Origin of the sequence: Nostoc sp. NMS8 (genome assembly GCF_017115045.1) — a bacterium.
Lineage (GTDB): Bacteria > Cyanobacteriota > Cyanobacteriia > Cyanobacteriales > Nostocaceae > Nostoc.
Window position 1 is genome coordinate 1 of record NZ_JABXKK010000045.1, and the last position, 15721, is coordinate 15721.

Sequence of the window (15721 nt, forward strand, 5' to 3'; positions counted from 1 at the left end):
ATCAAAAGCTGTAACCCTTATTCTGCATACCTTAGAGCTTTTCTTAGTGCCATTCGCCACTGAATTGACCTCATTTTCATGCCCGACAAAGGGTTGACCAATGGGCTGACCATTCACATCCCACAACCGTACTGTCTTGTCATCACTGCCACTGACAATCCGCTGACCCTCGGGGTCAAACGCCACTGAATTGACCTCATTTTCATGCCCCTGAAGGAATAATAAGACCCTGCCAGAGGATGCTTCCCAAACCTGTACAGTACCCTTACTATCTCCAATCACCAATTTTTTGCCATCTGGAGAAAATGCCACCGAGAAGACCGCTCCCAGAACTGGTGTAAAAACCGAGTTCGTGAGATCCGCTCCCATCAAATTTATCCACCGCAAGCTGGCATTAGCAAAGTTTACGTCTGTAATAACAGTATGGCTGAGATCAGATTTTTCTAGACTATAAGGATTTATTTCTAGTAGTAATCTCACCAGGTTGCCACCTATATAACCTACCTGAGTCTGGGTTTGGCCACGGGTTGACTGAATTAGTGCGAGCAACTGTTGTTTGAATACTTGCTCATCTAACATTGGCACAGCTAAATCTAGCAAAGCTTTTGCCAAGGGAGCGGTACCAAAATAATTAGATAATTTTTCTAAAGATGCTTTGGCGAATGAATTTAGCGGTGCTATTGGGAGCGGTTGCCTATCTTCCCCGCACTGTCGTTGAAAGTATTCTGACCAAGTGTAATCTTGTGGTGGAACAGTATCTAAATGAGACTGTGCTTGAGCCAGTTCTGTGAAGTCGGGAGCTAAAATTCCTAACTCTGCCACCAGCTTGTAGGCAGCAAAAAATTCCAATAACGAACGATGGGCGGGGCTGTAGTCTCCTTCCGCGTTACGAATTAGCATTGTTTGCCCCATCATGTCGTAATGCCAGTGGTCTAAATCTTTTTCTTCTTGGACTACAGCAGGAAATAAACGCCGAATCCGGTCGGGAAATTCTTTGTAGTTCATGCTCATCTGGTCTGTTGAGAGCATTTCCCAGGACAACTCACACAAAAAATAGAGCTTATCTGCCAATGAGGTAAAGGTACGGTTGGTTTTGATATCTCTCTCCATCTTGTGCCGCACAGCATATAAATATACCCGTGATATATCAACTGGCTTACCCGCCTCAATCTCTGGCAAAGCTTCTATAATTAGTTCCGTCATTACGGGACGACGTGCCAAATCCCGCAATGTCGGATTACTCATTATCTGTTCTACGGTTTCTGATTCAGCACGAAACGCTAATACCTGCCGAATTTGCTCGTCATCAAATTTTTCTAGTTCCAGCACTTCAAAGCGCGGTGTCTCTAGAGGCAAGTTAATTGTAGATGCTTGCAACTCTGCACTTAGCAAAGCCCTGCCTTCTTTGGCTTCCGGGAAATGTTCGGTGCGACAGGTGAGAATTACCTTTGCCCCTGGTACTACTACTTTGGCTAGTTCCCAGAAGTTGTTGATCATTTCTTGGCGATTGACTCTAGCTGCCATTTCATCAAAGCCATCAAAAATCAACAGCACTTTACCCATGCGGTTGAGTTGCTCAAAGGCAGAATAACCAGGCAGTGGGATTTCATGCTTGCGGAAAAAGAATTCTGAAAATAGCGATTCTACTTTGTTGTTTCTTTCCTAAAAAAGAGATTAATACACCCCAAATTGTTAGGGATGAATTTTTGGGATGCTGTTCCTGTTCCTAATTCCTGCCGCAAGAATGTTACTAGTGTTTCGTTCGTGACCCATTGGTTAGATACATCAGCCGAGTCAAATCCGCGCAAAATTGCGCTAGTCATTATGCTGCTGGCTCCGCTCACGTTTTCATGGGCTAGCTCAAATTCTCTGCAAGCGGCAATAAAACAGCGATCGCGTGTATTTCCGCGATCGCCTGGATCGGCTTCTGTAAAATTGAGTAGTTCCCCACTGTAACAACAGTCCAACCAAATAATCTGCTGCCTTACTGGACTTTCTTGCAATAACTCACGTAGCCACTTTAATTGCAGTCCCCAGTTCCCATCACAATCAGCATCACTGGTAGCTAAAAAACCTTCTTTAATGCGTCCTTTGCTGCGAAGACCATGCCCTGAGAAATAGAACAGGGCTGTATCTGGAACGCTTTTACCTTCAGGATAAAAGAGTTGTTCTAAAGCATTCTTTAAATCTGACACCTTGATTTCCTGATTTGGTGATATGCGTGGTGCATCACCTTCAAACGGATCTAGGAATTCTGGCAATCGCTTGACATGAAAATTTCCAGCTTCACTGAGTCGCTTGGCGATCGCTTCGGCATCGTTAGCAGGCGATCGTAACGCTGACAATCCTGGAATATTATACTTATTAATACCAACAACTAAAGCATCCTTACTCATTAATATGCGATTTTTTGTAAAAATTCTGGAAAATTTCTCAATATTCGTCTCTCAAAATTCTTTTTTTTGACTGCGGCTTTATACCCATAACTAAAGTTTTCTACCCCCTGTCTTTTTTTATAAATATTCCTTACTAAATATTTACCCATGAGAGTCACTTTTCCTTTAAAGGCGTAAATATTGGTCTGTCGCCATCTAAACCTCGTAACAAATAAATTGTCAATTGCTGACCTAATTCTTTTTCTTGCTTCGGATTAATAGGTATTCGCCAACGAAGAGATTTGTAAAGTTCTAAGCGATACAAATCAAACGCAGATTCCAATAAGTTACAGTAGACACTTGCGGCATCAACTGCCCAGGAATAAGCGAAGATTGCTCCCAGTAAAGCAGCAGGGATAGCCCACCAAGCCCAAACAGTCCAAACAATAAACAGCAAACTCCACAGCCAAAAACGGGCTGCTGTATTCAGATTTGACCGTGCTTCTTGTAATTCTTTCTTCACTCCATCCGGTAATAGTAGCCAGAGGCGAGACCAGCAAATTATAGCATCCAAGCCATACTTATCAAAAGGGCGGCTTTCGGATGCTCTAAGAATATTACCTAACTTTGTAGGCATTAACCTATTAGGTTGAGATGGAAACTGCATAAGTTGTCTATCCAGCGTTACATATTCCTCTAATTCTTCATCAGTTATTTGTTTATCTTTTTTATTAGCCAGAGTTTGCCAACGATTTTCTTTTCGAGCAAAATGACGCTTTTTTTGCTGTATCATCCAGCGTCGTAAGAAAAGTAAGGGAGACAGCCAACTAGGCCAATAGCCTTCTAAAAATCTGAGAATAAATAAATCGAACCTTTGAACCACAAAAGCTGAGACAGCAATAATCAGCAAACCACTTACCATCACAGCAATCAGCAAAGATTCTGATTGCAGTTTAAGCCAGTCTTCCAAGGGCTTTTGACCAAAACGCCACACCCAAGCTAGTAATCCCCCAATCCAGAAAACAAAGGCTGGTGTTAGTATGTTCGCAGCCCAGTTTTCTGCCAGCTTTCCACCCAGACTTTCCAAAAATTTGGTTGGCATATTTTGTAACTAATCAGCAGGTATTAGTGGGACATTATGAGTCGGACAGTTTGGTATATTTGCTCCGACAACGCGACGATACCAAGTATAGTCGTCCCCTTCAGGACATCTATATTTTGAAGCGGATATTGGTTGACCTTTACCTGGAAGTTCTTCAAAACCTTTTGATACCTGTTTTTTACTGAGAAATTCACCTATCCAGTTGCGAGTATCTGGGTAACTTTTGAGCGTTTCTAAAATCTGTTCATGGACTTGTTCGCCAGCTTTAGCTTGTGCCAACAGTTCAGACAATTGGCGGTCTACTTGAATCGCATCATCTCCTAAAATTTCTGGAAGAAAGGGACGAATCGAACGAGTTCCCTCTAGAATATCTTCAGGTTCAAACACCACAATTTAAAACCTCATTATGTAAAATTAATCGCTAATTATTTTACATATACACTGAAACAATAGATAAAGGACAATTTTTAGTCTAAAAACATAATGGGGCGCACAGTTAGCTGTACGCCCCCACGAATGAATGTATTCCACTGAATTGAAATATGTGATTTAAATGATCGAATTGCTCAAAAACACGATGCCGATCGCACACAAAGCGAAGCCAGCAATGCTCATTTTCCAGGGTAAAGTTCGGTTGATTTCTCCCATACCCATTGCCACGCCAATTTCTCTAGCACTCATGGCAACTGCAAACAGAGTTAAGGTAATGCCTAGTATATATGCAACTACTGGTATTATTCCTGTACCAACAATAGATTCAGCATTAGCGTAACCCTGAAATAAACCAGCACTAATACTTACCAGAGCAAGCACTATCAAGTTTAGTTGATTTGGCATCATCAGCATAGTACCAAAAACAATGGTAGAGATAGCGATGGCTGCGCCAACGCTTTCAGCGAACGCTATTTCTGTGCCTGGTAAATTTAGCTGCAATAAATGAATTACAATGCCCAAAACTGTTGCGAAGATAAAACATCCAGCGATCGCAGCGCCACGAACAAACACAGATGAGAGTAAGCCAATCGCAACAATACCAACTAAACAATTTAAGCTAATTACTGGATCTGCCAATCCCCAGAGAAAGCCTTCCCAGGCGTTAGAGATGGCATGATCAACTGGTGTACCACTCAAAGAACTCAGTAAGCTAATTAAAATTAAAGCTGCGATCGCCCCAATATGGCGAGGCATTAACTTCGAGGTATAAAGTTCCTTTGAGACAGAGAATTCTGATAATTTAGTCTTGAACATCACTATAGGCCAAATTAGTTTTTTCGGTAATTTATACTACCCACCTACCCCAAAAAACTAACGTAGTAAAAAAAGAATTAGGCAATAGAATTCGCTACTACACAAAACTTAGTCCACCTCTGTGGACTAAGAGAAAATCAAGGATTTTTAACCCACGGAAGTGGGTTTTGTTGATGTAGCCGCGACTTTCAGTCGCCTGATGAGTAATAAATATAACGTAAGTTCGACGAATCATATAATGTCCATCTAATTAGCCGTAAAAAAGACCTCTCCCTGGTTTTACTATGCAAAACCGTCCCTCTCCGACTCGGAGAGGGACAGACTTGAACTTTAGTTCAAGGTAGGGAGAGGTTTCTCGAACTCACGTTAAATATAGACTTTTCAAACAACCTCCGAGTCGGAGAAGAAAAGTTTTGCGTATTAATTTTTTTTAGTGGTCTTTTTATTCAGCTAATTAGACAGACACTATATGCAAATCTAGGCTTATGATAAAGCTTCTAACGTCTGAATTGTTCTTCAACCTAGTATTTATTCCAAGGTAGAATGTTCCCCTTTACCCAACTTAAAACTTATCTTAACTGAAGTCTATTCAAAAGAAGATTAATCTAGAAAATATCTTCATTGAAAGAGAGAATGAAATTCATCAACTTGCTACTACTTAGTATTACTCTCATCTTCTTTATATGGATTAATCCACTACAAGCTAGTTCACTAGCTCAATTGTCAACGCCTTTACCTTCAGTTGCACAACGGGAAACAACATCTCTGCAAAAGTCACAGGATGTATTGACTATTGCAACTTTTAATGTGGAGAATTTAGACCCTAAAGACCAACGCTTTGATAATATTGCTAAAATTATTGGCAATAATTTGAACGCACCAGATGTCATCAGTTTAATTGAAGTTCAGGATAACAACGGACCAAGCAATGATGACGTTGTTAATGCAAATCAGACTTACCAAAAACTGATTGATGCGCTCAAAAATATCGGTAGTCCAGCATACGAGTTTGTTGATATTCCGCCCAGCGACGATCAAGATGGTGGAGAACCCGGAGGAAATATCCGGGTCGGTTTCTTGTTTCAACCCAGCCGAATAACCCTCGCAAAACTACCCCAAAAAGGCGGCTCATTAGATGCTGTGGCTATTACTCAAGGTGCAAATGCTCTCGATCTCTCGCTTAATCCAGGTCGGATTGACCCCACGAATCCTGCTTTCGATGACAGCCGCAAGCCACTTGTAGCAGAATTTATTTTTAACGAGCAAAAACTGTTTATTATTGCTAATCACTTTGTTTCCAAACTTGGAGGTTCTCCCAGCGATGTGAAACGAGTCAAACAAGCCGAAATCGTGAATGGATTCGTCGCGCAACTACTAGAAGCTGACCCACAAGCTAAAGTAATTGTACTGGGTGATTTAAACGATTTACCAGATTCCTTAGCTCTGAAGACTTTAGAGGGTAACATTCTGGAAAATCTGACGGATAGTTTACCTGTTAGCGATCGCTTTAGTTTTAAATTCCGTGGAAGTAATCAACTTATTGATCATTTGTTGGTCAGTGAAAATCTTTCTCGTGTTGCTCAACCAGAAATTGACATTGTGCATGTTAATGTTGGCTTTCGTCAACCTGTCAGCGACCACGATCCTGTGATTGCAGCGTTTAACTTACCTCCTACCCAGTCCACCTCTGAAAACATTCCTCCTGTTGTCCAACCTACTCCCGCAAGTGATTCGGCGATTATATTGCCTCAATTATCCAAAGTTGCTTTAGTGAAAGAACTCGCTAAGGAGTATACGCCAAGCAAAAGTTTGAATTACGATCGCGCCAGAGATCAAATGTTTGGCGTTATTGACAACCAAGCAGGTATTGTCACAGATATTTATGCTACTTACCCAATTCGTTTAAGTGGCAATGGCGATCCTAGTCAAGAAGCTGACAAATTAGGACTGAATACCGAACACGTTTGGCCACAAAGTAAAGGTGCCCAAAAGGGTAATGCTAAAAGTGACCTTCACCATCTGTTTCCGGCACGAGAAGATATTAATACTGAGCGAGGTAATAAACCCTTCGACGATATAGCCGACACAACTACTAAGAAATGGTATCGAAATGATACTGTCCAATCTACAATTCCTACTAGTGCAATTGACGAGTTTAGCGAATCAGCATCTTCTAAATTTGAGCCTAGAGAGAAAGTAAAAGGGGATATAGCCAGGGCAATTTTCTACTTTTACACTATTTATCGGGATCAGGCTAAGAAAGTAGAAGAAAATTACTTTCAGAATCAGCGTCAGACTTTGTGTAAATGGAATCAGCAAGACCTACCTGATATTACCGAGATAGAACGCAGTCATGCGATCGCCCAATTTCAGGGTAATGAAAATCCATTCGTGTTAGATGTCACATTGGCAGAACGGGCATACTGTAATTCCTGAAACGGGAATATTTTATCGATGAAGGCACGAGACAGATAGCGCACCTAAAGCCTGCTCTTCTCCCAAGGACTTCCAAATAAAAAAAACTCAATTACTTCTTGTGGGGTGGACATCTTGTCCGCCCTTGGCTAGATGCCCACCCTAGAAGATTGGATAATTTATCAAAGAAGGCAGGAGGAAAACTACCCGACGCTTCAAACAGACTCGATCATAATCGGAATCTCAATGATGAACTCTGTGCCTTTAAGCGGTTCAGAAATACACTTGAGTTGGCCACCATGTTTGTTAATAATTTGGTAGCTAATCGACATTCCTAAACCTGTACCTGAACCAACAGGTTTAGTTGTAAAAAACGGATCAAAAATTTTTTGCTTTACTGCTTCTGTCATACCGCAGCCATTATCAGTAATCCGAATTATCACTTTATTCGTGTCTAAAATCTCAGTGCAAATGCGAATATGGGGATTGTTATTTATCGGTTCTTGGTTGCCAGTTATTTTTACATTGACCGCTAATAAATTGCAACCCAAGATTGATTCTCTCAAAGTATCAATAGAATTATTCAGGATATTCATAAATGCTTGATTTAGTTGTCCAGCATAGCACTCAACTTTAGGCAAATTGCCGTATTCTTTTATTACTTGAATATCTGGATGATTTCCTTCGCCTTCCAAGCGATTTTGCAAAATTAAGAGAGTACTATCAAGACCTTCGTGGATATCAACTGCTTTTTTTTCTGCTTCATCTAACCGCGAGAAGTTACGCAAGGATAAGACTAGGTTGGAAATTCGCTGAGTTCCTATTTTCATGGAAGATAAAATTTTCGGTAAGTCTTCTTTAATAAAACCCAAGTCAATTTTTTCAATATAAGTTTGAATTTCTGCTCCTAAAGGGGAATGGCATTCTTGAGAAAGCGTAATCAAATTGAGTAAATTTCTAATATATTCATTGATAATAACGATATTACCGTCAATAAAATTCACAGGATTATTAATTTCATGGGCAATACCAGCAACTAATTGCCCCAATGAAGACATTTTTTCAGTTTGAATGAGTTGAGCTTGCGTATTTTCAAGTTCCTTTAAGGTCAGTTTGAGTTGGCAGTTAGCTGCTTCTAGTTGTGCAGGACTCGGTAAAGCTATAGCTTGGGGAATGATGGGTAATAGTGCGATCGCTGTATATAGTGAGATAATAGCCGTAATAAACTTGATGAAAGTGGATAACCAATAAGTTGGATGCCAAAGCGTCCATACATCCATTACATGGGTTGTACCACAAGAGACGATAAAAGCTCCAAATAATAAAAGTATCCATTTGAAGGGGAAATCCTTTCGCTTGTGGACAAAGTAAATCAGGATCGTGGGGATAGAATAATACACCAAAGCAATCAGAGAATCTGAGATGATATTTAGCCACACTAAATTTGGCTTCCAGAGATAACAATGTCCATGTGGAATGAATGAACTCTCAGTCAAAAAATTTTGCAAAAGTTCCACCATACACCGCCAAACGAGGTAATTTGTTATTTAATAGCTGACAAATTATACACGCTGGATAACAAATTGTCCTTAAACTACCTATTCCAAATTAATGAAACGCTTAGGCTGTATTCATTTTAAATTTTAAATTTTAAATTCCGCCTTGAGGTACTAGTGCAGTAATTCCTCAACTTGATGTTGACTCCACAAAGTTCTATATAAACCCTGTCGTTTTACAAGTTCTAAGTGATTGCCTGTCTGCACAATTTTTCCCTTTTCCATTACAAAAATTCGGTCAGCAATTGCTGCTGCTGATAATTGATGCGTGATAAAAATTACCGTTTTTCTTTCAGTCCCATCGGAGAGGTTTTTGAGGATTTGCGCGGCTGTTTGATTATCTACACTAGAGAGGGCATCATCCAAAATTAACACTGGAGCATTGACCAGCATAGCCCTAGCTAAAGCAGTACGTTGTCGTTGACCGCCAGAAAGAGTAATACCGCGTTCACCAACAATAGTTTCATATTGCTGGGGAAAATTATGAATTTCTGATTCAATTTGGGCAAGTTTAGCAACAGATTCTACCTGCTCTTGTTCGCTAACTGGATCGCCGTAGCGGATATTATTTTTGATTGTAGTACTAAATAGAAAGCTATCTTGAGGAACGTAGGCGATCGCACCTCTTAAATCTGCCAAAGCAATCTTAGTAATATCCACCCCATCTAAAAACAATTGTCCTGATTCAATATCTAACAAGCGGGGCAAAGCATTGGCCAAAGTTGATTTCCCCGAACCAATTGACCCAACAATAGCCACAGTTTCTCCAGCCGCAATGCTAAAGTTCACATTTGCTAAAGCTGGAGTTGTTGAACCAGGGTAATTATAAGTGAGATTTTTCGCTGTCAGTTCCCCTTTCAGTTCAGCCACAGGCAGATGTATGGCATCGGCTGAATCTTTAATTTTCGGTGTGACAGAAAGAATAGATTCCAGCCTATCAATACTAACTTCACCCCGTTGGTAGGCAGTAATTGTGAATCCTAAAATGGCCGTGGGGAAGGCCAAACGCTCTACATAAATTAACAGTGCTAAAAAGTCGCCAACCTCAAGCGTCCCAGAAGACATCCGCGCTGTCCCTAGCCAGATGATGATCAGTGAACTGATATTAGCTAGCCCACCAATTAGCGGAAACAATGTATTTCGGATTTTTGCTAGTTCTAGATTAGCAGTCAATAGCTGCTGATTTTTCTTGGCAAAAGCTCGACGCTCGTTTGCTTCTTGGGCATAGATTTTAATTAAGGCAATGCCACTGATATCCTCCTGAATGAGTTCGCTGATGTCAGAGAGTTGCTCTTGGACTGTTGCTTGTTGTTTACGTAAGCGAGTGCTAAACAGACTCACCAACAAGAACATAAAAGGGTACACTGCCAAGGAGGCTAGTGTGAGATCCACACTAATCGCCAGCATTACTGGCAGTGTCAGAGCATAAGCAAAGGCTGTATTTGCTAAACTTAAGACCGCAAAACCCAACAACCGCTTGATATTGTCTACATCACTGGTAGCCCGACTAATCAAATCGCCAGCAGTATTACTAGCAAAATAAGCAGGCTCCAGCTTGAGTAAGTGTTCAAAAATCCGTTGTTTCAGGTCAAATTCCACTTGACGCCCCACCCCAAATAGCCAAATGCGTGATGCCATTCGCATTAACCACATCGCCGAACTGAGTAAGACAATGATTACTACATAATGTAATATTTGGTTCCAGTTGAAGGTTGTTGAGAGCTTATCAACACCAGCACGAATCAACCAAGGGATATAAACGCCCAGTGCATTGACAGACAACAAAGCGAGAATGCCTAAGGATGCCTCCTGCCAATGGGGTCGTAAGTAAGCACTGAGTTTAGCGAGTCGTCGAGATTTTGCCATTAAAGCAATTTTGCAACTTTATCATCCTAGATTAACTGCTAGTCCAAGAAGGCAGCTATGTAGGGGATTGGGGACTGGGGACTGGAGATTGGGGATTGGGAAAGAATGGGGTCTGAATCCCTATTTAAATTTTCTCAATCCCCCAGTCTTTAGTTTAATGAAACCCTTGCAAATTCGTAATTCCGAATTTCGGGTAGCGTTACTAAAGCGTTGCATTGCGGTCTTTTTAGTATTTCTTTTTTACTTTATTACCGCTGAACACGCAAGAACCTGTAAATTTCAACGAGATAACTTTCCCAAGTTCTGGTTGTCAATTGCAACGTTTCTGCATTTGGTACAAAGTCTTCAAGTCGTAAACCCCGTGTGCGAATATCTTGAGGATTTCCTTGTAATAGGTAGGGAGGCACTTTCAAATTATAAGAAAGAATGCTATCCCCCATCACATCTGAGATATTCGCTGTGGTACTTGGTTGCCCTAACGCCACTAGTGTCCCAGATGATTGTGTAGCCGTTGCTACATAATTTTGATCTGCCATTGCTAGAGGTGCGCGATAAAGGAAATAGGCGACTGCTGGTGTACTTGCTAACAGCAAAATCGTCAGTGCCCAACCAATCAAGTATCCTCCTGGTTTCTCTATCCCACCTCCTTTGATTTTCTGAGCAGCAAAAACCATCAGCAAAACAGAGGCTCCTAGAGGCTTAAGTGGAAAAGACAGCATCCTCCATAACGACGCCACAGCTGGTTCACTGGGGTTGAGAAATGATAGGGCTACGATTACCAAGATAACGACTAAGATTAATCGCCCAACAAAACTTCCAGAGGGATAAAATCGCTGGAACAGAGAATATACGATAGTGCCAATCAGCAGCCACAGCAGTACCCGGCTTAGCAATAGAAACATAGATTAACTCTCAAATTTTCTGGTGCGGTGAGCCAGTGTGGTGATGAGGCAGCCCGTTTTGTTCGGGGTTTCCACGCTAGTTCTTCAACGGAAGGAACCCCGCTAATGAACGTAGTGGCTCCCCAGTTGGGACTGCCGTGCATGATTTCCCTGGATAAAACAACTGGCGATTTCTTAGCCATAGCAACGCTAGCAGCGTCACCCGTAAAGGTCAACCTAGAGGTTTCGGGAAATGGATTTATTTGATTGTCAAATTGTAATCGCACTGTTTGACTTAAAATATCTCAAACCTCACACCCAAAGACTACCGTCGTAGTGATTTTAGTGCAATTTTTTGACACTGCGTCTATTATTTATAATTTTCCAGAAGAGTAATCAGGTACCGATAAACTAAATTAATTAAATAACTTACTCAAAAGGAAAAACTATGTCGCCTCGAAAGCCTACCATTTTGGTAACGGGGGGAGCTGGATATATTGGTTCACATACGGTGCTTGCTTTGAAGCAAGCGGGTTATAACGTTGTCATACTTGATAATCTGGTCTATGGGCATCGCGACCTGGTAGAAAGGGTTTTACAGGTAGAACTGATCGTAGGGGATACAGGCGATCGCGCCTTACTCGATCGCCTATTTAAAACCCACGATATTGCCGCTGTGATGCATTTTTCTGCTTATGCCTACGTAGGAGAATCGGTAACTGACCCGGCGAAATATTACAACAATAATGTCCTTGGTACTTTGACCTTGTTAGAAGCGATGCTGACGGCATCTGTAAAGAAATTTGTCTTTTCTTCTACCTGTGCCACCTACGGCGTACCAGAATTCGTGCCCATTCCCGAAAACCATCCCCAAAATCCGATTAATCCTTATGGCGCTACAAAGCTGATGGTAGAGCGGATTCTCTCTGATTTTGATTTCGCTTATGGTTTGCAGTCAGTACGTTTCCGCTATTTTAATGCGGCTGGTGCTAATCCCAATGGCTTACTCGGCGAGGATCATAATCCAGAAACCCATTTGATTCCCTTGGTGCTGATGACAGCTTTAGGCAAACGAGAATCGATCTCAATTTTCGGCACCGATTACCCCACGCCCGATGGTACTTGTATTCGTGATTATATTCATGTTAACGATTTAGCAGATGCCCATATTTTGGGATTGGAATATTTATTAAAAGGTAGTGATAGCGAAGTTTTTAATTTAGGTAATGGCAGCGGCTTCTCTGTTAGAGAAGTCATTGCCGCAGTCGAAGAAGTAACAGGAATTTCCATACCAGTAGAAGAACGCGATCGCCGTTCTGGCGATCCCCCAATTCTCATTGGCACTAGCGAGAAAGCCAGAACAATCTTAGGCTGGCAACCTCAGTATCCATCCATCCAAGATATTGTTGCTCATGCGTGGCAGTGGCATCAAAAGCGACACAAGTAATACCATTTCACTTAAAAAATGATACACATGGGCAAGCAGAGGAAGCAGAGGAGCAGAGGAGCAGAGGAAGTGATTTGTATCAAGAATTTCGTGAATTGGTATAAGGGGATGGGGCATTGGCATGGGAAAGAGGCAGAGGGGCAGGGTGCGGGGGGCAGAGGAGAAAATGCTCCCTGCCCCTCTGCCCCTCTGCCCCCCTGCCTCTTCCCTACTCCCCACTCCCCCCTCTCGTCCCTCGTAGTGCAACAACTAAGATGGCAATGAATCCGAATATTGGCAGTGCGATCGCCCAAGTTGGTAATTGCTGAGAATTTCCCTCTGCTAAATTACCATTGACATCTCGTATGTTTCGTGTACTCTCTTGTGTAGATCCACCTGCTACAGTAACTTCAAATTTGAACTCAAAGGGTTTGAATCTTGCCCCAGAGATCGGTTTACCATTCAGTTGCAACTCATAAATACCTGGCTTGGGAAAAACAACTTCCGCACCTGGAATGCCTTGATAGCGTTCAGCTGACACAGGTTTTAACTCTGGTTCTAGCAGTGCAGGCTCTCCGGCTGCATAAGGTTCGGCATAAACAGCCAACTGACAATTACACTGTGACAGGGGAATTACCCTTCCACCTCTGCGGGTAAGTGCAAACCAGGCTTGGCTCGGTTCTCCAGCACGGGGATTATCATTTGGTTCAATGTGGATAGTGCCACCGACATCTCCAGCTACTTCCACTTTATGAGCAGATGCAGGGTAAAGATTAGTCATTGATATAACTAAGCAACTCAGGAATAATAAATACTTTATTGTTCCTTGATTCTGCCAGGAAATGCCTTTAAGCAGGTAATGCCTCTGTTTTTGACTTGTTGGGATGAAGCCAGAAAATAAGGATGATTTACCGCGATTTGGTTGGGGGAACATAAAACTTTTCTACGGCTAACTTTGACCAAAAAAAGCGCGAACGGATTAGCAAGACACTGAGAGTAAAAAATACTAACAGGACTGCCGCTAATTTATTTCCCCAAGTTGATTGCAAGGAACCCAGGTAATGGGAACCAATCAACACAGTATGGATGGTACTCAAGAGCAAGGCTGGCACACCCAATAGATGAATCTGTCGCCAACGCTTACCCCAAGATTTTTGCAAAGATTCCCAACTTGTGAAAGCGGCGGGGGACATTAATACCAATGCTACAGCACCCGCAGCCATACCCCACTGAAATTCTAGCGGCATAAAATCAAAGGCGGCAAAATTCCATTGCAATGAGTGTTCTATCATGTGGGCAGTGTGAACCACAGAAAGCACAAAAGCTCCCACTCCCAAGCCCCGGCGGTAACGCAGTGGTGAAGCCCACAAGCCACTAATGGGACGCGCAATTAGCGCCAAAATTAAGCAGATTAAGGCAGCGTGTCCGGTGTAATCTACCATTGTGTCACCAGTCCGCAACAAGGTGATAGCGCCAATGATCAGCGTCACCCAACCGCCTAATCGAAACAACTGACTGCGCCTGTCTTTACTTACCAAAGATGTGGAAACGCCTACACCTAGCATCGTCGGCAGGGTTCCTAAGCCAAAAGCTAGCATCGTTGCCCCACCCATCCATAAATTGCCAGTTTCAGCAGCTTTAATTTGGGCAGCATACAAAAAACCACAGGGCATCAAACCCCAAGTCATCCCCAAAAGCATTGGTGTCCACCATTTGGCTTTTAAGGAAAGCTTAATCATTCCGGTGCTGAGGCGATCGTGTAAACTACCTTGCAATAGGGGATGTAGCACAGGAAGACGCGGCAGCAAATCGGGTTTTACTTGTCCTAAGCCAAACCAAATCAACATGACACCAGTCAGAATTGCCATCCAGCGCCGAAAGTCACTGCCAACACCCGCTAGCTGTCCACCTTGCAGCAATACCGAACCTAGCGCCCCAATACCCGCACCGACTAGAGCATAGCTCAACATCCGCCCCAGGTTTAGCAGGATATGAAATTTTAATTGCTGTTGCCAAGTATCGGACTTTTCTAAGGTTGATGTGCGCCCTAAGGAAGCGCTGTGTGGTATTTTCGGCTGATGAGACAGAGAAAACGCCACTGTTAAAGGGCCACACATCCCAAAGCAATGTCCAAAACTCCCCAGGAATCCCAGGATTGCGATCAGCAACAAATCTACCATAAAAAAGTCCTGAGTCTTGAGTCTTGAGTATCCGAATAAAGATTTTGAAGAAGTAATCAGAAATTCTTTTTTTTCTTCTTTACTCAGTAATCCCCTAATGCGGCACTTTACGTGAAGTTGCGATCGCTGTCAAAAGACAAACCGTCAAACTTGAGGTTTATTCTCGGAGTGTCCCATTGTCTTGAAAAAACTGTACCTTAATCATGCTGTAACCATCTGCTTATTATTTCTGCTAGGCAATACCCAGTCTCAGCCAGAGTCACAATGGACGCTACAAGTTTCAGCAGCGTTACCAAGCCGCAATTACTCAACTCGCTGGTAAACACTATGGAAATACAGCCTTCGAGAACGAGAAGAGATCCTATCCCAGAGCAATGATTGATTTTCTTGCAAGTAATCGAGCAAAAGCGATCGCATTTCTGCAATCAGAAGCTTACACCTTGGGAATTGATTTTTACTCTGGTTTTACCCTCAAAGGTCAAGTTCGCAAATACTTCTATTTTGGCAAGTATCTTGACCCAAAATATCGCCAGCGCATGAAGGAAGCAATGGGGATTTTGACTCAAAAGAGAAAATGGGGTTGCCACAGGCGGGGGGATCTTATCTAAACCGTATTGAGAGGTGTGTTAGAGAAGAGAATCCACACCCCTGTCTGGTAAAATAGCTTGCAAT

Annotated in this window: 15 protein-coding genes; 4 read left to right on the plus strand and 11 right to left on the minus strand. The window is 42.3% G+C overall.

Features of this window, described 5'->3' with window-relative positions:
* From HWQ39_RS07535 to HWQ39_RS07560, 6 genes are all read right to left on the minus strand, one after another.
* Positions 1 to 1563 (minus strand): pentapeptide repeat-containing protein (locus tag HWQ39_RS07535; protein ID WP_366932233.1); only part of this gene is annotated, 1563 nt, incomplete at its 3' end.
* A gap of 80 nt (positions 1564 to 1643) precedes the next feature.
* Positions 1644 to 2396, minus strand: a complete 753-nt coding sequence (locus HWQ39_RS07540) for a caspase family protein (RefSeq protein ID WP_292843156.1) — start codon at positions 2394 to 2396, stop codon at positions 1644 to 1646.
* Positions 2397 to 2550: 154 nt separating this feature from the next.
* On the minus strand, positions 2551 to 3477 hold the full coding sequence (locus HWQ39_RS07545) for a hypothetical protein (RefSeq protein WP_292843158.1): 927 nt from the start codon (positions 3475 to 3477) through the stop codon (positions 2551 to 2553).
* Between the two features lie 9 nt (positions 3478 to 3486).
* The gene (locus HWQ39_RS07550; protein WP_292843160.1) at positions 3487 to 3867 is read right to left on the minus strand and encodes a hypothetical protein; all 381 of its coding nucleotides are present in this window, start codon (positions 3865 to 3867) and stop codon (positions 3487 to 3489) included.
* Between the two features lie 159 nt (positions 3868 to 4026).
* Positions 4027 to 4725, minus strand: coding sequence for a HupE/UreJ family protein (locus tag HWQ39_RS07555; protein ID WP_292843162.1), 699 nt, complete (start codon positions 4723 to 4725; stop codon positions 4027 to 4029).
* A gap of 97 nt (positions 4726 to 4822) precedes the next feature.
* The gene (locus HWQ39_RS07560; RefSeq protein ID WP_292843164.1) at positions 4823 to 4960 is read right to left on the minus strand and encodes a hypothetical protein; all 138 of its coding nucleotides are present in this window, start codon (positions 4958 to 4960) and stop codon (positions 4823 to 4825) included.
* A 398-nt stretch (positions 4961 to 5358) separates the two neighbouring features.
* Here HWQ39_RS07560 and HWQ39_RS07565 point away from each other — a divergent pair, with 398 nt between their 5' ends.
* Positions 5359 to 7161: an endonuclease gene (locus HWQ39_RS07565; protein WP_292843166.1), complete on the plus strand. Its 1803-nt coding sequence runs from the start codon at positions 5359 to 5361 to the stop codon at positions 7159 to 7161.
* 194 nt (positions 7162 to 7355) lie between these two features.
* Here the strand turns inward: HWQ39_RS07565 and HWQ39_RS07570 are convergent, their stop codons facing one another.
* The 3 genes from HWQ39_RS07570 to HWQ39_RS07580 form a co-directional block, all read right to left on the minus strand.
* The gene (locus tag HWQ39_RS07570; RefSeq protein ID WP_292843168.1) at positions 7356 to 8660 is read right to left on the minus strand and encodes an ATP-binding protein; all 1305 of its coding nucleotides are present in this window, start codon (positions 8658 to 8660) and stop codon (positions 7356 to 7358) included.
* Between the two features lie 150 nt (positions 8661 to 8810).
* The gene (locus HWQ39_RS07575) at positions 8811 to 10562 is read right to left on the minus strand and encodes an ABC transporter ATP-binding protein (RefSeq protein WP_292843170.1); all 1752 of its coding nucleotides are present in this window, start codon (positions 10560 to 10562) and stop codon (positions 8811 to 8813) included.
* 248 nt (positions 10563 to 10810) lie between these two features.
* Positions 10811 to 11464 (minus strand): hypothetical protein, encoded by a 654-nt coding sequence (locus HWQ39_RS07580; RefSeq protein ID WP_292843172.1) that lies wholly within the window; start codon positions 11462 to 11464, stop codon positions 10811 to 10813.
* A gap of 27 nt (positions 11465 to 11491) precedes the next feature.
* Here HWQ39_RS07580 and HWQ39_RS07585 point away from each other — a divergent pair, with 27 nt between their 5' ends.
* Entirely contained in the window at positions 11492 to 11710 is a 219-nt protein-coding gene (locus HWQ39_RS07585) for a hypothetical protein (RefSeq protein ID WP_292843174.1), read from the plus strand.
* 181 nt (positions 11711 to 11891) lie between these two features.
* On the plus strand, positions 11892 to 12890 hold the full coding sequence (gene galE / locus HWQ39_RS07590) for a UDP-glucose 4-epimerase GalE (RefSeq protein ID WP_292843176.1): 999 nt from the start codon (positions 11892 to 11894) through the stop codon (positions 12888 to 12890).
* Positions 12891 to 13098: 208 nt separating this feature from the next.
* Here the strand turns inward: galE and HWQ39_RS07595 are convergent, their stop codons facing one another.
* Positions 13099 to 13803 carry a hypothetical protein gene (locus HWQ39_RS07595; protein WP_292843178.1) on the minus strand — a complete coding sequence of 235 codons (705 nt, stop codon included), beginning with the start codon at positions 13801 to 13803 and terminating at the stop codon, positions 13099 to 13101.
* On the minus strand, positions 13778 to 15049 hold the full coding sequence (locus HWQ39_RS07600; RefSeq protein ID WP_292843180.1) for a sulfite exporter TauE/SafE family protein: 1272 nt from the start codon (positions 15047 to 15049) through the stop codon (positions 13778 to 13780). The genes HWQ39_RS07595 and HWQ39_RS07600 overlap by 26 nt, the downstream gene beginning before the upstream one ends.
* 374 nt (positions 15050 to 15423) lie before the next feature.
* On the opposite strand from HWQ39_RS07600, the gene HWQ39_RS07605 reads away from it, so the two are divergent.
* Positions 15424 to 15657, plus strand: coding sequence for a hypothetical protein (locus HWQ39_RS07605; protein WP_292843182.1), 234 nt, complete (start codon positions 15424 to 15426; stop codon positions 15655 to 15657).
* The last annotated feature ends 64 nt before the right edge of the window (positions 15658 to 15721 follow it).